Origin of the sequence: Capilliphycus salinus ALCB114379 (genome assembly GCF_047276495.1) — a bacterium.
Taxonomy (GTDB): domain Bacteria; phylum Cyanobacteriota; class Cyanobacteriia; order Cyanobacteriales; family Microcoleaceae; genus Capilliphycus; species Capilliphycus salinus.
Genome location: NZ_CP178543.1, coordinates 1310404 through 1330049, shown reverse-complemented (window position 1 = coordinate 1330049; position 19646 = coordinate 1310404). Strand labels below are relative to the sequence as shown.

Here is a 19646-nt window from a genome sequence, read left to right as displayed (position 1 = left end):
GTACTGGTCACTGTTGACTGTTATTCAACCCGCCCCTACAAAATCAGAATTGATTGAATTAATGATTAGTTAAAAATTAACCAATCCATTCCAAAACCGCTTCTTCCTTTTTATTCGTATTACGTTCTGGGGTTTCACGCTTAAAGTTCATGTGAATAGAACGAGTTTGTTCGCCGTCAGAAGCCACCGCCATAATTGGATAATCAATGATTCCATCGGGGAAGGACACTTGAATGCGGAAGGTACCATCCGGGTTGAGTTTAATGGGTCGTCCACCAATGGTCACAGTTGCATCGGGTTCAGTCGCACCATAAATGATTAATTCCGCATCGGCGACTAACCAGAATTTACGGGGACGGACAGGAGGTATAGAAGCCGCCATTCCCACGCCAGACATTCCAATACCGGACATGGTTAAACCCATTCCGTAACCGGACATACTCATTCCGACACCGGAAGCCGTTAAACCAGCGCCAGACATGGTTTGTCCGACACCAGACATATTCATACCAACACCGGACATCCGTTGGCTGATAGCGGAACCCGAAGCGCTTAAACCAACTCCTGACATGGTTTGTCCGACACCAGACATATTCATACCAACACCGGACATCCGTTGGCTGATAGCGGAACCCGAAGCACTGATACCAACTCCTGACATGGTTTGTCCGACACCAGACATATTCATACCAACACCGGACATCCGTTGGCTGATAGCGGAACCCGAAGCCGTTAAACCAACTCCTGACATGGTTTGTCCGACACCAGACATATTCATACCAACACCGGACATCCGTTGGCTGATAGCGGAACCCGAAGCACTGATACCAACTCCTGACATGGTTTGTCCGACACCAGACATATTCATACCAACACCGGACATCCGTTGGCTGATAGCGGAACCCGAAGCACTGATACCAACTCCTGACATGGTTTGTCCGATACCGACTCCAGACATAACTTGTCCGATACCAGAAGCGGTTAAACCAACTCCTGACATAACTTGTCCGATACCAGAAGCGGTTAAACCAACGCCTGACATCGACTTACCGATACCGACTCCAGAGGTAGTTAAACCAACTCCTGACATAACTTGTCCGATACCAGAAGCGGTTAAACCAACTCCAGACATAGACTTACCGATACCGACACCAGAGGTAGTTAAGCCAACACCAGACATCATTTGTCCGATACCGACTCCAGACATAACTTGTCCGATACCAGAAGCGGTTAAACCAACTCCAGACATCATTTGTCCGATACCAACTCCAGACATAACTTGTCCGATACCAGAAGCGGTTAAACCAACTCCAGACATCGACTTACCGATACCGACACCAGAGGTAGTTAAACCGACTCCAGACATAACTTGTCCGATACCAGAAGCGGTTAAACCAACTCCAGACATCGACTTACCGATACCGACACCAGAGGTAGTTAAACCAACACCAGACATCGTTTGTCCGATACCAGAAGCGGTTAAACCAACTCCAGACATCGACTTACCGATACCAACACCAGAGGTAGTTAAACCAACACCAGACATCATTTGTCCGATACCAACTCCAGACATAACTTGTCCGATACCAACTCCAGAGGTCGTTAAGCCAACTCCAGACATCGACTTACCGATACCAACTCCAGAGGTCGTTAAACCAACTCCAGACATAGACTTACCGATACCGACTCCAGAGGTAGTTAAACCAACTCCAGACATAACTTGTCCGATACCAACACCAGACATTATTTGTCCGATACCGGAAGCGGTTATACCAACACCAGACATGGTTTGTCCGATACCAACTCCAGAGGTAGTTAAACCAACTCCAGACATCGACTTACCGATACCAACTCCAGACATTATTTGTCCGATACCGGAAGCGGTTAAACCAACACCTGACATCGTTTGTCCGATACCAACTCCAGAGGTAGTTAAACCAACACCTGACATCGTTTGTCCGATACCAGAAGCGGTTAAACCAACTCCAGACATCGACTTACCGATACCAACTCCAGAGGTAGTTAAGCCAACTCCAGACATCATTTGTCCGATACCAACTCCAGAGGTCGTTAAGCCAACACCAGACATAGTTTGTCCGATACCAACTCCAGACATTATTTGTCCGATACCGGAAGCGGTTAAACCAACACCAGACATCGTTTGTCCGATACCAACTCCAGAGGTCGTTAAACCAACTCCAGACATCGTTTGTCCGATACCAACTCCAGAGGTAGTTAAACCAACACCAGACATCGACTTACCGATACCAACTCCAGACATTATTTGTCCGATACCGGAAGCGGTTAAACCAACACCAGACATCGTTTGTCCGATACCAACTCCAGAGGTAGTTAAACCAACACCAGACATCGTTTGTCCGATACCAACTCCAGAGGTAGTTAAACCAACACCAGACATCGACTTACCGATACCAACTCCAGACATTATTTGTCCGATACCGGAAGCGGTTAAACCAACACCAGACATCGTTTGTCCGATACCAACTCCAGAGGTAGTTAAACCAACACCAGACATCGTTTGTCCGATACCAACTCCAGAGGTAGTTAAACCAACACCTGACATCGACTTACCGATACCAACACCAGACATTATTTGTCCGATACCGGAAGCGGTTAAACCAACACCAGACATCGTTTGTCCGATACCAACTCCAGAGGTAGTTAAACCAACTCCAGACATCATTTGTCCGATACCAACTCCAGAGGTAGTTAAACCAACTCCAGACATCATTTGTCCGATACCAGAAGCAGTTAAACCTACTCCAGAAGCAGTTAAACCTACTCCAGAAGTCGTTAAGCCTACTCCAGAAGTCGTTAAGCCTACTCCAGAAGTCGTTAAACCTACTCCAGAAGCACTTAAACCGACTCCTGAAACCCGTTCACCAATACCAGAAGCCCATTGACCTACAGCGGAGGGTAACACGTAAGAACTTACGGTTTCTTCGTGGGTGGGAACTTGATGTTTTGAACCAAACAACGAACCTGAAACCCGTTTCGCTTCTAAGTCATCTATACCAAAAATCTCTTTGTAGAGACGATCTTCAGTATTGCTTCCGGGTTGAGTCGGTGGGGTCAATTCTGCAAAGGTCTTACCCTGAAGTTCTTCATCCCAAGATACGGTAATGAATTGATCCTCGATCCAGTCTGAGGGATAAATCGGAGGAATACGAATCGCCGCAGAACGGGCCAAAATTAACCAACGACCATCTGCACAACGATAACCAATTTCTATCACATATTCGCGATCGCTGACTGGAATTGGTACATACCATTCCCGGGCGAGTTCATCACAGGGATATTCCTGAATACTGTGGGGGCTTTGATATTCGAGGTTAATCTCTGTAACGTCGTAAATTCTCAGGGCGAGTTGTTCTCCTCCTTGGCGGCGAAGTTCTTCTTTGTGTTCGCTAGAGACATCCCAGTAAGCATAGGCCCATTCTGGATCTCTGGCCATTAACACAATGCGACTCAAACCGTATCCGACGGGTAAATCAGCGAGTCCCTCGTCTACCGCAGACAGGACTTCATCTATTTGTTCTCCTTGACCGACGGAAAATTTGGCCGCTTCTACCTCCTCTTGCGATTTGAGTGTGGAAGGAGTAGGACCCGATATTCCGATTCTTTGGCGTTCAATTTCTTGAATAGCGGCTAAAAGCTGTGATTTTCGCATTCGACTGTAACGCGAGATTCCATACTCACTCGCGACTTTACGGAGTTGTCTTAATGTCATCTCTTCTAAGGGGGGACGATCTTTAACCATGAGTTTCATGTTCTCCAGTTGCAACAACAACAGTTAGGTGTATCTGTAGCTTTTCTTTGGGATCGTGGGGATCGCTTAATTACCCCACATATTGAAGAAAATTTTTCTGGGGGTCAAGGGGGGAATTCCACTTATTGTGAGTAAATCTACGGATTTATCGGCAAATTGGGGATCGGTTTGTCATCAAATGTTAACATTTATTCCCATAATGTCATCAACACATGACATTTAGAGAAATTGGGGATCGGTTCCGGGGGCCTATACGAAAAGCCCGATTTCTTTGAGAAACCGGGCTTTATCAATGGATAATGGATAATTGATAATGGATAATTAATTAATGAGGTGTAAGACCTCTCCTTTCAAGGAGAAAAAATCAAAATTATTTCCTCTCTATCAATCCTCGTCATAATGGTCGAGGTAATTATCCATTATCCATTATTAATTATCAATTATTGAATACCTCAAACTGAAAACTGTTTAGCGAACCAGACGCCAATCTTCAATTTGCCAGAGATTATCCTGTCGAACCAGTTGATATCTCACCCGCAAATTATCCGAGCGAGAATCAACCTGTTGACCATTTTGATAAAATTGTGTTGTCTCGCTGACTTGAGCATCAATCACCGCTTCATTGGGATTATTCGGATCAAGCACAACATCATTAACCGTTAAACTATGTTCGTAATTGCGATAAGAATTCTCCGACTCCAAACTCTGGGCGATCGCCACCCATTGAGCCAACGCCGGATCAACTAATATTTCCCGTAAAGCTTCGATCTGATGTTCGGGTCCCAATGCAGCCGCTTTGGTATTCAACCACTTCTGAACCACTTGCCCGGCCACTTCGGGAGTCAACTCAGCCGTCAAAGGATTGACCGGTTCGGGCGTTGGTATCGCCACAGGAGGTTGATCGAGTTGTACCATCGGTTGGCGGTTACTGCTGCCAAAGGCGCCGGAAACCAAACCCCAAAAAGCAGATAAAATTAACCAAACCAACCATAACCCGAGAATACTCGCCGCACCCAAAAGTAATAAACGGCGAAGTGTAGCCGGATCGAACTTGCTCGACTGCTGGCGTCTGCTGGACGTTGAACGGCGTTCTGTAGAACCCTCCTGACCCAATAAAGGGCTACTGGAGACTGTTGCTGAGGAACGGCTAGAACGGGACTCGGGAGGTTTAGAAGCGCTCGTGAGGGGTTCACTCAGTCGGGGCGGAGGCTGTCGGGAAGCTTGAGAAAGTTCCGGTTCCGAAAGCGGGGTGGAAGACAACTCACTTTTCAAGCTTGAGGAACGGGGAGAAGCAGAAGAAGTAGAAGACACTCCGGGCGAGGGACTGGCTGAGGCGGCCATTGAAGACGTAAGCGTAACGGCGCCGCTGCCGGTGCTGGCACCCCCGAAATTAGAAGTTGGGGTTTTCGCAGACGGGCTTTGAGATCCCAACATCGGTTTTTGAGTCGTTCCGGTGCCGGTGGAATGGTTGCGACGGGGCTGTACGACGACCCACTCGTTGGCCGTTCCCACTTCCGAAGACAGGGATTCTAAATAAGATTGAACGTGTTCGTCGGCGAAGTAATCTTTCAAAGAAACAGAATGATTGATTAAATCCCGAAAATGGGGAAACACTTCATCTTGTAACCACCGTTCGGCATACAAACACAATCCCGGCAACAAATCGGGAGAATCTTTAGAATTTTCGCGAATATAGGCAATGGGATCGCGTTCTTGGCTCAATTCTAAAGCGCGACTGGCTTCTTCGGTTTGACCCAATAACAACGAACAGACCGCTTTTTCTAAATGCACATCTTGACGCCGGCCCAACTGCATCAACATCAATTTTGCCTTACGAATTAAAGCCGGTTGTCGGTTGGCAAAACCCTGGGCAATTTCAGCATAAACGGCCAAATAAGTCGCCACCGCCGAGGGACGACGGGCTTCGGTTTCAAAAATACTTTGTTGTTCGCTGGTGGTCAAATAGCGGCGCAATTGTTGGACAAACCGCAGAAAATCTTCCACGCTCAAACCGGACTGATCGTCGCCGTGACCGTCAATTCCGCCCCGTTCGTGGAGCATTTCCCGCAACAGTTGCAATCCTCTGCGGCGTTCGGCAACTTTCTCGGACGGCTGTTGCAACAGTTCTAAAATGCGGTAGGGTCGCAACTTGTAGAGGTCCGCTTGCATTTCGCCTCGCAGAGTGGCAAACAGATTTTCTTTCAACAAAATCTCTTGACCGGTTTCGAGGGATTCTGCGGCTTTTTCGTACTGACCCTGTTGCCATTGTTCGCGTCCCAACTCCAGATAAGCCAGGGCGACGGTTAAGATCACATCGGGTAAAATCAAGTCGGGATCGCCAAAGCGACCGTCTTTGATGCCGATGCTACCATTGCTCAGGTAAGGCAGACTCAGCTTGACGACTTGCTCGTATTCTCCTAACTCTTGCAACACCAGCAAAGCCCCGACAAAATCGCGATCGTCTATTTCAATACTCGGTGTATGAGTATCGTTGGCCGATCCCGGAGTCGAACTTTTAGAAAGGACGATCCGAACGGGGGCTGATGTTTTCGGGTCTTCGGTTTCGTAGGTTTTAGCCAAGAAACCCATGTCATAAGCTTGACGCTGATCCGCATCGGACAGCACTCCATACGCTTCGTCAATCAATCGCTTGCGCGATTCGATCGCCACATCGGAATACTCCCTTCTGGGTAGTTGCATGGTGCGATCGCGGTGAGCCTGCTTTAACTGTTCAGCAGTAGCCTGAATTGGTAAGCCTAAAATTCGGTAATAATCGAGTGGAATACGCACGGGCGACTTCCCCAACGGCGAGCGACTGATGTAGCTATACTAGCGAAGTTTGTCTCAGATGAGGAGTTTTTCTAGGAAACACTCTATCGAGTTTGTTTGTTTATCGACCAGTGGACAACCCATCGCCCTTTGACCGGATTATGGATAATAACCTGAGTGCCGGGGTTCTTGGTTGTTTTGGCTACCCGATTAGTGTACCAGAATCTTTCACTGTCGCGCTAAAACTCGTCGGTCAAAATTGGGAATAGGGAATTTACAGTCACCACCGAACCCGTCACCAGTCACCAGTTTTTCAGGGAAGGGGGAATGGGAAAGAGTTTCAGGGGTTTTTAGTTTTCCGAAACCGGGAGTTGTTTGCTGATGTCGGATTAATTATTGATCAATCCAGCCTAGAATAGTCTTAATTCTTTTGTCCGGCACGGGTCGGTTGATCTCTAGATATTCCTACACAGGTACGAAAACGATAATGGTTTCCGAACGCGAACGCACATTACCTACTTTTGAGGCTGATTACGTTAATATTACTCACTCTGAAGGCTTAACCCTCTACGAAGATATGGTTTTAGGCCGCTTGTTTGAGGATAAATGCGCTGAGATGTACTACCGAGGCAAAATGTTCGGTTTTGTGCATCTCTACAATGGTCAGGAGGCGGTCTCCAGTGGCATTATTAAAGCCATGCGTACCGATGAAGATTTTGTGTGCAGTACCTATCGCGATCACGTTCACGCCCTGAGTGCAGGGGTTCCCGCCCGGGAAGTGATGGCGGAATTATTTGGCAAAGAAACGGGGTGTTCTAAAGGGCGTGGCGGTTCGATGCATATGTTCTCCGCCCAACACCGACTTCTGGGAGGGTTTGCTTTTGTGGCTGAGGGTATCCCCGTCGCTACGGGTGCGGCTTTTCAAACTAAATATCGCCGTGACGCCCTCGGAGATGAAAGCGCCGATCAAGTTACCGCTTGTTTCTTTGGCGATGGCGCCTGCAATAACGGCCAATTCTACGAATGTTTGAATATGGCGACGCTGTGGAAACTGCCGATTATTTTTGTGGTTGAAAATAATAAATGGGCGATCGGTATGGCCCACGAACGGGCGACTTCCGATCCGGAAATTTATAAGAAAGGTCCGGCTTTTGGAATGCCCGGATATGAGGTTGACGGGATGGATGTTTTGGCGGTTCATACGTTGGCTAAAGAAGCTGTGACCCGCGCCCGTGCCGGTGAAGGCCCGACGTTAATTGAAGCGCTGACTTATCGCTTTAGAGGTCATTCTCTGGCTGACCCTGATGAACTGCGCGATAAAGAGGAAAAAGATTTCTGGTTTTCTCGCGATCCGATCAAAAAGTTGGCTAACTATTTGATTGAAAATAATTTGGCGAATGCTGAGGAATTAAAAGAAATTGACCAGAAAATTCAAGCCATTGTTGATGATGCGGTTGAATTTGCTGAAAAGAGTTCTGAACCCGACCCCAGCGAACTCTATCGTTTTGTGTTTGCTGAAGATCAATAAACTCAAAATTGGTTAAGATCGGGTGGCGTTCTCTTGAAGGAAAGGTTTGATAATCGAAAATCTTTCCACCCGTATAACAAGGAAACTTAGAACCTCAACTTCCAACGCCCAAGGATGAATTCTTGTTTTCGGGTACGGGCTGATTTCTCAGCGAGAACGCTGCCTTGATCCGTCCAAGTTCTGTATCAAAAATTGCTGTTCTGGCTAAACTGTTAAAGGAAGCTCAAAAATACCGAAAGAATAATCATAAATCCGATTGTTTTCTTCCCTAAAAACCCCATAGCATTAATAAGAAGATGTAATTTAAGTTCCTTTTTAATTTGAAGGGAAAGCTTGTTAAGATTAAGGGGTAAAAATGAACTTCCGCCAACAGACTACAGGAATTGTTTCTGTAATTGCCATGTTAGCCAGTTTCGGGCTAAATGCCGCCAAAGCAACCGCAGAGACGTTTGACTTCAGCATCACCTATGATACTGTATTCGACTTCAATTTTGAGAGTCTAGAAGTGACTCAACCGGGCGTAGAAATACCGGAATCAATTGATATTACACCGCTAATTGATAATTTACCTGAGGAATATCGAGCCGTTTTACCGGAGGATTTCTCCCCAATAATAGACAATCCATCTATTATCGATGTTTTCGGTAGCGGTGTGAGTACAGAACCCGATGTTCCCTTTGGATTCACTAATTTTACCACCGATACCTATGGTTTGCCAATCACATTGGAGTCCGTTCCCGATCCGGAAACCGGGGAACCTTTACCGGTTCGCCAATTGATTATTTTTAGAGCCGATCCAAACGATTTTAGCCTCAATTTACCCAGTCCAGAATTTTCCGATGTATACTCGGGCGAAAATACTGATAATAAATTATTCGGTCTAGCAAACGATCAGGCTATTCTTAATATTATCAGCCCCACCGAAGGCACGGTCGCAGGCGGTGGTATTATTACTCTGGTTGGCGGTGAGGGAACATTTGAAGGCGCCGTTGGTCAAATTAGTTTTAACCAAAGTGATACTTTTAACCCGAGTGATGACGGTCCGACTTTGGGTCAAGCGACCCTAGAATTTTCTATCGAGACTCCCCAAGAGGTTCCCGAACCCGGAACTCCTGCGACGTTATTGGGTTTGGGTGTGATTGGTTCTGGTGTTTTGTTGCGTCGCCGCAATAAAAAGCAATTCTAATTATTTTAACCTAATTTAAGGATAAAAAACCCGGTTTATATTAATTAAATTGCTGGTTTTTTTGGTTGAAGGATGAAAAACCCGGTTTCTCGAAGAAACCGGGTTTTTTGGGTAAAATTATGGCAATCGCAAAACAGTATAAATTAATAATTTTTTGGTCGGTGGGCGGGTTTAGAAAAGTTGCTGATGAGAAAACATACATCTTTTTAGAACCTTCCCCTACACGATTAATTTATTCTATTATCGGGTTGGGCGGGTTTAGTTCAATTTCTGATGGGTATTAGAGATTTTGTAGAACCCGCCCCTACAGAATAATTAATAGAATGAATTAAGGTAAAATTGCAAAAACTCTCGCCGGAAAACCCGATCCGCCTTTGGGTTTGGGAAAACTAACCACAACTAACGCCCCCGCTTCAGGAACTTGGTCTAAATTCGTTAACAGTTCTATTTGATAATGGTTTTGACCGAGAATATAAGTTTCGTTAGAGTAATCATTTCGACTGATAGCAATACCCGGATCTGTATCGGTCGTTTCGTGACCCGATGCGGTAATTTTACACTCTTCGTAGAGGTATTTTAAGACAGGTAAACTCCATCCCGGATAGTGAGCAATTCCTTTTGCATCTTGATTCGCCATTGCTTCTGCATTTGGCCAGCGCTTTGACCAATCGGTTCGCATTGCCACAAACGCCCCTTGTGGGATTTTACCATGTTTAATTTCCCAAGTTTGAATATCTTCTAGGGTAATTCGATAATCGGGATTTTCTACAACTTTTTCATGTACATCAATCACAACTAGAGGTAAAATCATTTCTTGTGGCTTGATTTCATCTAAAGTCCGTAAACCTTCTACAAAATGAGCGGGTGGATCGGCATGAGTTCCCCATTGACCGACCAGAGAATAACGTTGAGTAAAAAAGCCCGACCCCAAAGTTCCAACACCCGTTTTATACCAATAGGCGGTTTCAACTTTTTCGTTAGGAAACCCTTTCCAATGGGGAATATTGGGTTCAAAGCTGTGGGTTAAGTCAACAAAAGTTTTGGTTTGTAGAACTTGGTAGATTTCCTGCAAAGTCGGTTGTTTATCCGCGAGAGCAGTTTGTGAAAAAGAAACTGTTACCAGCAATACAGTTAATAGGGTCAATAAAATATATTTTAGACGGTTCAACTCGATCCCTCCTCAGTCTACAACAAAACCGTTGATAATTCTTTCTAAGAATACAGGATTTTGGGGCTAAAAAACTAAAAAGGGAACCTCAAACAAACCGCAATTAAACAAGGGTCTAAAAGAGACTGAGAAACCCGGTTTGTTATCAATTATCAATTATCCATTATCCATTATTGAATGTTGACTTGGGTCTGAGAACCGAAGGGGGTAAGGGTCGAAAATTTAAAGAATTTAGGTGCAGTTGATCGCGCAATCGGATAAGATAGACCTAGCCTCAAAAATGACGAGATTGCGATCGCCCTCTTTTATTCCTTCCCTGGGAATCAAGTTTCGCCAACTTACGGCTAACCTCAATTAATTCTGAGCAACCCCAAACGCATGAAAGTTAAAATTTACGATCGAATCGAAACGCTAGTTGATATTCAAGAAAAGTTTAGCAAACGCTTGATTCCCAAAGGAACAATTGGCACCGTTACCGAATATTATGAACGACCTAAAGAAGCCTACGGGGTTGACTTAAAGATTCAAGATGAAGCCGCATTCGGAGGCTTTGACTACGAGAACGTTTTGCTTTATCCCGAACAGTTCCAAGTGATTAACAAAACCGCAGAAGAAGAGCATTTAAAAACCGTTTATCAAGATATTGATTATAAAGTCCCGAAAATTACACCCGATGACCCGCAATTTACCGACCAGTCTAAAATATCCCAATCTCAAAAATATCCGCTAGACTTATAAGAAAAGGATAAAATTTGATCGGGGACTCCGGTAGCAAGCTGCACTCGGATTTCGATGCAAAAAGCTTCCGGATTTTTGCAATGACAGAACGAAAAAATCTACTCATAACGCTGTCCAACCAAAAATAACCAACCAGGAGGCTTTATGAAATGGAAACGGCGTACTTTCATTGTTCTATTTCTCTGGACAATGTTAATGGGTATCGCAGTCCATTTTGCTTTAACTCGTCCGCAGGAGTTGAGTTTGCGAATTCTGCACACCAATGATCATCACGCTCATCTTGAAGCGGTGGAAGTGGGCGATACAACCCTCGGGGGTATTGCTCAACGCAAAACTTTAATTGACTCTTTGCGGAGTGAAAATAAATCCCCCACATTATTATTAGATGCGGGGGATATTTTTCAGGGAACTTTGTATTTCAATAAATACTTGGGCGAAGCGGATTTACCGTTTTATAATCAGTTAAATTATCTCGCCGTTGCCATTGGAAATCACGAATTTGATAAAGGTCAACAAGTTCTCGCGGACTTTATCAAACAAGCAAAATTTCCGATGGTTTCCGCGAATATTGAGGTCGCTTCTGACTCTCCTCTGTCGGGTTTAATTAAACCTTGGATTATCCAAGAAGTCAACGGTCAAAAAATAGGCATTCTCGGCTTAACCACAGAAGAAACGGCTCTGTTATCCAGTCCGGGAGAAGGTGTGGTTTTTACCGATAAAGTAGAAGCTGCGAAAAAAGCGGTTTCCGAGTTAGAAAAACAGGGCGTTAATAAAATTATTGCCCTCACCCATTTGGGCTTTTCCCACGATAAAGAATTAGCCCGTAAAGTGGATGGAATTGATATTATTATTGGCGGACATTCTCACACGCCGTTGGGCAATATGCCGGGAGCAACTGAACCCTATCCTGTCGTTGAAAAAACTCCCAACGGAGACACAGTTTTATTAGTAACTGATTGGGAATGGGGTAAGTATTTGGGGGATTTACAAGTGAGTTTTGACAGCAAAGGGCGTCCGATCAATTGGGAAGGTTCACCCCATGCGGTTGAGGCGAATATTCAAGCAGATGAAGCGTTTGTTGTTCAACTCGATGAATTTAAAAAACCCCTGGATAATTTGCGCCAACAAGTTATCGGAAAAACCGCAGTTAAATTAGACGGCGATCGCGCTAATATTCGCACCAAAGAAACCAATTTGGGGAATTTAATTGCCGATGCTCTTTTGGATAAAATGCGGGTTGATAACGGACAAATTGCGATTGTTAACGGGGGTGGAATTCGAGCCAGTATTCCCGCAGGTGAAGTGACAGTTGGTCACGTTTTAGAAGTGTTACCGTTTGGCAATACTGTAACTCGATTAGACTTAACGGGAGCGCAAATTAAACAGGCGTTAGAACATGGAGTTAGCCAAGTTGAAGAAGGAGACGGAAGCTTTCCTCATGTTTCGGGAATACGGTTTATTTGGAATCCCAAAGAACCTGCGGGTTCTCGAATTGTTTCGGTACAAATTCGGGATGAAAACAGGAATGAAAAACCCCTTGATTTGAATGCAACCTATCGGGTTGTTACCAATAATTTTATGATGGATGGTGGGGATGGTTACGCCATATTTGAAGACGGCGAAAATCAAGTTGACACCGGGTTTTTAATGTCGGATATTGTGATTGATTATATTCGCAATCAATCCCCTTTGAACCTGCAAGCTGAAAACAGAATTATCCAAAAAACAGTAGGGTGAGTGACATCAAAAACATGATAATTTTCACCCAAAATTAGAAATTGTCACCCACTCAACAGAAAAGTAGGGTGGGTGACATCAAAAACATGATAATTTTCACCCAAAATTAGAAATTGTCACCCACTCAACAGAAAAGTAGGGTGGGTGACATCAAAAACATGATAATTTTCACCCAAAATTAGAAATTGTCACCCACTCAACAGAAAAGTAGGGTGGGTGACATCAAAAACATGATAATTTTCACCCAAAATTAGAAATTGTCACCCACTCAACAGAAAACACAATAGTCAAATGGGTGACATCAAAAACATGACAATTTTAACCGTCAATTAGAAGTTGTCACCCACCCGAAAGAGTGGTTTAATTGTCGGTGTTACCCACCCGATGAATTCCGATTAACTCAAATAAGTATATCGCCCCAAACTCGTCTCATAATTTTGTAATAACCGTTGAGATTCTTCAAGAGTTATTTGATTTTGTTGTAACGCAAGTTCAGCTTGACGGCGAATATTTTCAACTAAATCTTCCGCGTCATACTGAACATAACTCAACACTTCCGTCATCGTATCCCCTTTAACAACGTGTTCGACTTGATAACCTTGGGGAGTGAGTTTAATATGAATCACATGAGGATCGCCAAACAAATTGTGTAAATTGCCCATAATTTCTTGGTAAGCACCCCCCAAAAATAGGGCTAAATAATAGGGTTCGATTGATTTTTTTAGGGTAGATGTTCCTTCCATTTCCCGTAAAGGATGCAACTCTAAAACCGATTTAACATCTCGCAAATCAATAAACTGATGAATTTTACCATCGCTATCACAAGTTAAATCGGCTAAAGTTCCCCGTTGAGTGGGTTCTTCATCCAAGCGATGAATAGGCATAATCGGAAATAATTGATCAATCGCCCAACTATCGGGTGCTGATTTAAACACCGATAAATTCACGTAGTAAATGGAAGCCATCATTTTTTCTAGGTCTTCCAAATCGTCGGGAACATATTCAGAAACGCGGACAATACTCTGTATTTTATGACAACAACACCAAAAAAGTTGTTCAACTTTGGCGCGGTCGCTTAAACGAAGATATCCAAAGTTAAACAAGCTAATGGCTTCTTCTTTAAACTGGATGGCATCGTGATAAGCTTCTTGATAGTTATCCGGCTTAATAGATTGATAGGTTTCCGCCAAATTTCTTAAAATTAAATGATCATCTTTTGTGATAGTTGGCGGCGAATTTGGGGGAACTTCGCTACTCCCAAGAACATCAAAAACCAAAACAGATTGATGAGAAGCAAGCGCCCGTCCGCTTTCGCTAATTAACGTCGGAACGGATACTTTTCGTTCTTCACAAGCTTCTTTAACTTCTGCTACAATATCATTAGCATAGTTTTGCATATTGTAGTTTTTAGAGGCGTGAAAATTGGTTTTAGACCCATCATAATCAATTCCCAAACCGCCACCGACATCCAGATATTTCATATTGGCTCCCAGTTGGGAGAGTTCAACATAAATTTGACTGGCTTCTCGAATGGCATCTTTAATCACACTAATCGAAGAAATTTGAGAACCAATATGAAAATGCAGCAGTTGCAAACAGTCTAATAAACCCGCCGATTTTAACGCATCAACCACTTGAATCATTTCGGGAATTGTCAAGCCAAATTTAGCGCGATCGCCCGTAGTTCCACACCAACGACCCATGCCTTTTGTACTCAGTTTGGCTCGAATTCCTAAAATCGGTTGAATCCCTAAACGACGGCTGGCTTCAATGGCAATTTCCGCTTCTTCGAGTTGTTCCATAACAATAATTGGCGTATGTCCCAACCGTTGCGCCAACATTGCCGTTTCGATATATTCCCGGTCTTTGTAGCCATTGCAAATCAGCAGAGAACCGGGAGTTTGCAACATCGCTAAAGCAATCAATAATTCCGGTTTAGAACCCGCTTCCAAGCCCAATTTAAACGGCTGACCGAAGCGAACTAAATCTTCTATTAAATGTCGTTCTTGGTTGCATTTGACCGGATAAACGCCCCGATAACTTCCAGGGTATTTGTAGCGGGCGATCGCTTTGGCAAAACAAGCATTTAAACGTTCGATCCGGTCTTCGAGAATATCGGGAAAACGAATTAATAAAGGTAGCCCTAAATTGCGTCGTTTGAGGGATTCTACCAGTTCAAATAAATCCAAAGAACCGCCGCGATCGCCTTTGGGAGAAACGGTTACATGACCGGCGGAATTAATGGCAAAATAAGGCTCACCCCACCCGAGAATACGATACAAGTTTTCACTGTCTTCTATCGTCCAAGATTTTTCAGTAGAAGGGAAAGTCGGGTTAGTATCGGCAGAAGTCGAATTAGATTTTCCAGACGAAGATGATTTTTCCGATTGAACTTCGGGGTGAACAGATTGCAACTCCATGTTATTTGCGATCCTTGCTGTGAGCCTCGATTAAACAGTTTAGCGCGATGAGCGGACGTTGAGGGATAAACAGAGGCGATCTTTCCACCGTCCCCCGCCAATCTACTGCAAACAAACGACCCCGATCGGGTTAATCTGGATGATGTAGGTAAGAAGCAAATTTGAGGAGACTGGTTTGGAACGCACATTTATCGCAATCAAGCCCGATGGCGTTCAACGCCGCCTAGTGGGTGAAGTGATTAGCCGCTTTGAAGACAAAGGATTTACCCTTGTTGGTTTGAAGCTGATGAGTGTTAGTCGGGAACTGGCCGAAAACCACTATGACGTTCACAAAGGGAAGCCCTTTTTTGACGGTCTTGTGAAGTTTATCACCTCTGGCCCTCTCGTGGCGATGGTTTGGGAAGGTGATGGTGTAGTCGCGTCGGCTCGTAAAATGATAGGTGCTACCAACCCGCTAACCGCAGAACCCGGTACCATTCGGGGTGACTTTGCTGTAAGTATTGGTCGCAACCTGATTCATGGTTCGGATGCCGTCGAGACAGCCCAACGGGAGATCAGCCTGTGGTTCAAAGAAGAAGAACTCAGCGCTTGGGAACCGAGTATTATGTCTTGGCTGGTTGAGTAATCAAAAAATAATTAGGGGAAGTGGGGAATTGAAAAGGGTGTTTTCTGAGACTAACAATTTTATACCTTATTAGTACCCAACGAGTTGCTTTCTCAATTCCTTGTTTCCCCTAAATAAAATCGCTGTTCTCTCTACACTTGAAACCTAGTCAAACTTTTGAGAGACTCGGCGCTCGGAAAATCCCCAAACAAATAACCCCACCGTCATCACGATCAGAAACCATTCTGGGGGAATATATTCGGGGTTAATCACCCGCAATAACATTCGCATTCCGACTAAACCAACGGTCACATAACCGGCGGTTTCTAAATGGGTGTATTCTTGTAACCAGCGGATAAATAATCCGGCTAGAAATCTTAACGCAATAATACCCAAACTTGCACCAACGATCACTAACCAGGTTTCATCGGCAACGGCGATCGCGGCGGTCACACTATCGAGGGAAAAAGCTAAGTCGGTCATGGCGATCATGGGGATGACTTGCCACAGTGACGAGAAGCGTTGGCCACTTGCGGAGTCCTCATCGTCTTCTTTTGAGGTAAAGTATTGAAACACCAGCCACAACAAATACAAGGCTCCAATTAGCTCAAACTGCCAAAATTGGATTACCCAAGTGGCAGCAATGATCAGAGCTATTCGCAGTCCAAAAGCCAAGATTAAACCGATGTTCAGGGCTTTGCGTTGTAGTCTTTTGTCTTCCAAGCTTTTCGCAATTGAAGCCAGTGCAATGGCATTATCCGCCGATAGCACAGCCTCAAGAGCAACCAGAATGACGAGCAAAAACAACACGTTAAAGCCCACTTGAGGCGAAGAAAGTTCTAACACTTGATCCCACATTTACGATGTTATTAATTCTATGATACTATGTATTTTTTTTGACCAGGGGTAGACTTAGACCACTTCAGAAGCTGTCACTTTTTTCCCAGGTTGGGACTGAAAAAATTTTGAACTCGCCGAAGATGCACCTTGTCCATCTACCCGAGACAGATGAGAATAGGCTTCAATAATCTTAACGTAAATTCCTAAAAATTTGGGGGAGTGGGTTGGGTTGATCGGGTGATTTGTTTAAACTTGTTACAAACTCTTCCCAAAAGGCTCAAGATGGCTGAAATTTGTGAACAATCGACAATTAGATCAAGGAGTTTTGTAACGATGTCTTTATCAGATACTCAAGTGCTGGTTGCTTTGGTCGTTGCTTTGTTGCCGGGAATTATGGCTTTCCGCTTGGCAACAGAACTGTATAAGTAAGTTTCGTCAATTGATATCCCCGAGATGAAAGGCCGGAACTGGACTCCTTTCCAGCTTCAGCCTTGAAAAATACAGAGATTAAGCTGTTCTTGCTGTTAAACCCAAGTAGACCTGTATAAAAACTATATAAACAGTTGCTTCAGGTCAAGCTCATCGGGTTTAACGGTTGGGACAGTTTCTCTATGCAAGACAAGAGGCAGTTATCAGTCGTGACTGGTGACTGTAAAGACTGGTATGCTTAACTGGTATTAAAGTTTCCAGAGATTGACCTGGAGAAGCCTGTAAAAATTTATACTGTTATAGAGAAAGAATATGCAAGCGATTCAGCCCGTTACTCGACGAGTTCATCAGCCTCAACTCAAACCCCGCCATCGTCCCAATCCTCAAGCCGTACAACAGCGTCGCTCTCAGCGTCACGGGGCGATCGCTTTTGAAGTGAGTATCAAATTGGCAACCAACGTCCTGCTGTCGGCTTGTGTGCTTTCGGCGTTAGTCCAAATTTGGCCTCACTATCGTTCCACCGAAGAAAAGCTGAGTCAGATCCAATCGGAAGTGAACCTGACCCGAGAGCGAGTTGCATCTGAACAGGCTGATTTCAACCGTCATTTCGATCCGCAACAAACAGCCAGTATCATGCAAGAATACAGCAATCGAATCGCACCCGGACAGCGACAAGTGATTTGGCTCGAAGACTATGCCAGCACCGACGATGCGGAGTCGTCTGATTCTCAAGAATATGTCGGCTGGAACTAGACACAAAGGTGGGGAAGTGCGGGAATAGGCGAGAATTTGTATTGATCAATAAAAAACTATTTTTCATCAAAACCCTACGACTCCCATCACCACGCACAGCCCTTTACCCCGTCAGCCGGGACAATTTTTGAGCGAGAATCAAACAGTCCCGAGCCGTTCTTAAGATCGCCTTATGCGGCATCTGCCAGGGCAAACTGAGAAACCAGCAATTGCACCGCCGCTTGATACTGAGGATCGGCTTCGGTGGCAATTTGGCTTCGAGTTAAAGTTTTGGTGGGAACGATCAGATCCGGTTTAATCCCGAGTTTATTGATATCGTGATGATTTGGGGTTTCGTACTTGGCAACCGTCACCGCCAGTCCCGAACCATCCGACAAATCAAATAACGACTGAATTAGCCCTTTACCAAAGGTTTTTTCACCCACCAGTTGGGCGCGAAGGTTATCCTGCAAGGCACCGGCGAGAATTTCACTGGCGCTGGCGGTTCCCTGGTTAACTAAAACCACCAAAGGCGCTCGGGTTAAAGCCGAATCGGCAGCATCAAAACTTCCCAAAACACCTTGACGGTTAACAGTGTAGACAATCGTTCCCTCATCAAGCCACAGTCGGGCAATTTCCACCCCCGCTTGCAAGAGTCCGCCGGGATTGTTTCGCAGATCGAGAATATAAGCTTTCGCCCCCTGGCTTTCGAGAGTTTCAATGGCATGGGTGACTTCTTCGGTTGCGTTGGCGCTAAACTGACTGAGGCGAATATAACCAATGGGAGCTACAGACGGCTGCGATCGCAGTTCAGCAAAGACCGGATTTAAAGCAATGCGCGCGCGGACCAGTTCAATCTCCTCGATGGCTTTGCTGTCAAAGCGTTGAACCGTTAACGTTACCGTCGAACCCATTGGCCCCCGCATCTGGGTGGCGGCTTCATCGAGGGTCAAATCTGCCGTCGAAAAGCGATCGATTTTCAGAATGCGATCGCGAGGTTGAATCCCCGCTTCGGCCGCCGGAGACCCATCTATGGGGGCGACAACCGTTAGCTGTCCGGTTTGGGCATCGAGGGCAATTTGCAATCCTACACCCGTAAGTTCTCCAGAGGTACTCACCTGTAAGCTGCGGTACTGATTGGGTTTGAGCAACCGAGTAAAAGGATCGTCCAAGCTGGCCAGCATTTTCTCGATCGCCTCGTAAGCTTCTTCTCGATCTTTTAAGGGTTGGCGGATGGCTTTTTCGCGGATAAACCACCAGTTTTGATGGTTAAAGGTTTCATCCAAATAAGCTCGGTTGACAATCCGCCAGGTTTCGCTGACGAGCTTTTGTTCCTCTGTAAAGGCCGAAGCCGGGGCGGTCGGTCCCGCGATCATCAAGGTCAGTTGCAGAACGATAACCAGTACAATCTGAAAAACTCTTTTGTGCATATCGCCTAATTTTAAGGTTTTCCTAACTTTGTCAGCAACCTGCTGTCGCCGACGGGGGCAAGTGGCTCTATCGCCTCACCGTCAATGATGCACAGACGTTACAGGCTGAGTCTATATGGTAAATCACCCCCCGATGAAGTCCACTTGATTCCCCCAGGTTTTGTGAAATTATAGTTAAAGCTATGTTACATTTTTGAATGATAGGCAGAAAAGAAACAAGAATCTGCTTGTCAAATCGCGGCTGAGTTGTACCCCAATCTCAGTTAATCTTGTAC

The 19646-nt window shown here is 45.0% G+C and carries 13 protein-coding genes; 7 read left to right on the top strand and 6 right to left on the bottom strand.

Annotated elements, in window-relative coordinates; translation table 11 throughout:
* Nucleotides 1-76: 76 nt before the first annotated feature.
* On the bottom strand, nucleotides 77-3781 hold the full coding sequence (locus tag ACL6C3_RS05515) for a DUF4912 domain-containing protein (RefSeq protein ID WP_413166036.1): 3705 nt from the start codon (nucleotides 3779-3781) through the stop codon (nucleotides 77-79).
* 477 nt (nucleotides 3782-4258) lie between these two features.
* Nucleotides 4259-6580, bottom strand: a complete 2322-nt coding sequence (locus ACL6C3_RS05510; protein WP_413166035.1) for an IMS domain-containing protein — start codon at nucleotides 6578-6580, stop codon at nucleotides 4259-4261.
* Between the two features lie 466 nt (nucleotides 6581-7046).
* Between ACL6C3_RS05510 and pdhA the strand changes: the two genes are divergently transcribed.
* Both pdhA and ACL6C3_RS05500 read left to right on the top strand, forming a co-directional pair.
* On the top strand, nucleotides 7047-8087 hold the full coding sequence (gene pdhA, locus ACL6C3_RS05505) for a pyruvate dehydrogenase (acetyl-transferring) E1 component subunit alpha (protein WP_413166034.1): 1041 nt from the start codon (nucleotides 7047-7049) through the stop codon (nucleotides 8085-8087).
* 355 nt (nucleotides 8088-8442) lie between these two features.
* The gene (locus ACL6C3_RS05500) at nucleotides 8443-9273 is read left to right on the top strand and encodes a hypothetical protein (RefSeq protein WP_413166032.1); all 831 of its coding nucleotides are present in this window, start codon (nucleotides 8443-8445) and stop codon (nucleotides 9271-9273) included.
* Nucleotides 9274-9601: 328 nt separating this feature from the next.
* Here the strand turns inward: ACL6C3_RS05500 and ACL6C3_RS05495 are convergent, their stop codons facing one another.
* Complete coding sequence (locus tag ACL6C3_RS05495) at nucleotides 9602-10441, bottom strand: cyclase family protein (protein WP_413166030.1); 840 nt, start codon at nucleotides 10439-10441, stop codon at nucleotides 9602-9604.
* A 378-nt stretch (nucleotides 10442-10819) separates the two neighbouring features.
* On the opposite strand from ACL6C3_RS05495, the gene ACL6C3_RS05490 reads away from it, so the two are divergent.
* Entirely contained in the window at nucleotides 10820-11179 is a 360-nt protein-coding gene (locus ACL6C3_RS05490) for a DUF4926 domain-containing protein (protein ID WP_413166028.1), read from the top strand.
* A 144-nt stretch (nucleotides 11180-11323) separates the two neighbouring features.
* The gene (locus tag ACL6C3_RS05485) at nucleotides 11324-12916 is read left to right on the top strand and encodes a bifunctional metallophosphatase/5'-nucleotidase (RefSeq protein WP_413166026.1); all 1593 of its coding nucleotides are present in this window, start codon (nucleotides 11324-11326) and stop codon (nucleotides 12914-12916) included.
* A gap of 395 nt (nucleotides 12917-13311) precedes the next feature.
* On the opposite strand, the gene speA is transcribed toward ACL6C3_RS05485, so the two are convergent.
* Complete coding sequence (gene speA / locus ACL6C3_RS05480; RefSeq protein WP_413166025.1) at nucleotides 13312-15336, bottom strand: biosynthetic arginine decarboxylase; 2025 nt, start codon at nucleotides 15334-15336, stop codon at nucleotides 13312-13314.
* A 175-nt stretch (nucleotides 15337-15511) separates the two neighbouring features.
* Here speA and ndk point away from each other — a divergent pair, with 175 nt between their 5' ends.
* Entirely contained in the window at nucleotides 15512-15961 is a 450-nt protein-coding gene (gene ndk, locus ACL6C3_RS05475) for a nucleoside-diphosphate kinase (protein ID WP_413166023.1), read from the top strand.
* 144 nt (nucleotides 15962-16105) lie between these two features.
* On the opposite strand, the gene ACL6C3_RS05470 is transcribed toward ndk, so the two are convergent.
* Nucleotides 16106-16798 carry a TerC family protein gene (locus ACL6C3_RS05470; RefSeq protein ID WP_413166022.1) on the bottom strand — a complete coding sequence of 231 codons (693 nt, stop codon included), beginning with the start codon at nucleotides 16796-16798 and terminating at the stop codon, nucleotides 16106-16108.
* Nucleotides 16799-17113: 315 nt separating this feature from the next.
* On the opposite strand from ACL6C3_RS05470, the gene psaM reads away from it, so the two are divergent.
* Together psaM and ACL6C3_RS05460 are read left to right on the top strand one after the other, a co-directional pair.
* Complete coding sequence (psaM, locus tag ACL6C3_RS05465; RefSeq protein ID WP_413166020.1) at nucleotides 17114-17209, top strand: photosystem I reaction center subunit XII; 96 nt, start codon at nucleotides 17114-17116, stop codon at nucleotides 17207-17209.
* A 312-nt stretch (nucleotides 17210-17521) separates the two neighbouring features.
* Entirely contained in the window at nucleotides 17522-17962 is a 441-nt protein-coding gene (locus ACL6C3_RS05460; RefSeq protein WP_413166019.1) for a hypothetical protein, read from the top strand.
* A gap of 170 nt (nucleotides 17963-18132) precedes the next feature.
* On the opposite strand, the gene ctpA is transcribed toward ACL6C3_RS05460, so the two are convergent.
* Nucleotides 18133-19371: a carboxyl-terminal processing protease CtpA gene (ctpA, locus tag ACL6C3_RS05455; RefSeq protein ID WP_413166017.1), complete on the bottom strand. Its 1239-nt coding sequence runs from the start codon at nucleotides 19369-19371 to the stop codon at nucleotides 18133-18135.
* Nucleotides 19372-19646: the final 275 nt, after the last annotated feature.

Coding starts and splice junctions, on each gene's coding strand:
- ACL6C3_RS05485 (WP_413166026.1), top strand. CDS start 11,324: ATGAAATGGAAACGGCGTACTTTCATTGTTCTATTTCTCTGGACAATG.
- speA (WP_413166025.1), bottom strand. CDS start 15,336: ATGGAGTTGCAATCTGTTCACCCCGAAGTTCAATCGGAAAAATCATCT.
- psaM (WP_413166020.1), top strand. CDS start 17,114: ATGTCTTTATCAGATACTCAAGTGCTGGTTGCTTTGGTCGTTGCTTTG.
- ACL6C3_RS05490 (WP_413166028.1), top strand. CDS start 10,820: ATGAAAGTTAAAATTTACGATCGAATCGAAACGCTAGTTGATATTCAA.
- ACL6C3_RS05460 (WP_413166019.1), top strand. CDS start 17,522: ATGCAAGCGATTCAGCCCGTTACTCGACGAGTTCATCAGCCTCAACTC.
- pdhA (WP_413166034.1), top strand. CDS start 7,047: ATGGTTTCCGAACGCGAACGCACATTACCTACTTTTGAGGCTGATTAC.
- ctpA (WP_413166017.1), bottom strand. CDS start 19,371: ATGCACAAAAGAGTTTTTCAGATTGTACTGGTTATCGTTCTGCAACTG.
- ACL6C3_RS05470 (WP_413166022.1), bottom strand. CDS start 16,798: ATGTGGGATCAAGTGTTAGAACTTTCTTCGCCTCAAGTGGGCTTTAAC.
- ACL6C3_RS05500 (WP_413166032.1), top strand. CDS start 8,443: ATGAACTTCCGCCAACAGACTACAGGAATTGTTTCTGTAATTGCCATG.
- ACL6C3_RS05515 (WP_413166036.1), bottom strand. CDS start 3,781: ATGGTTAAAGATCGTCCCCCCTTAGAAGAGATGACATTAAGACAACTC.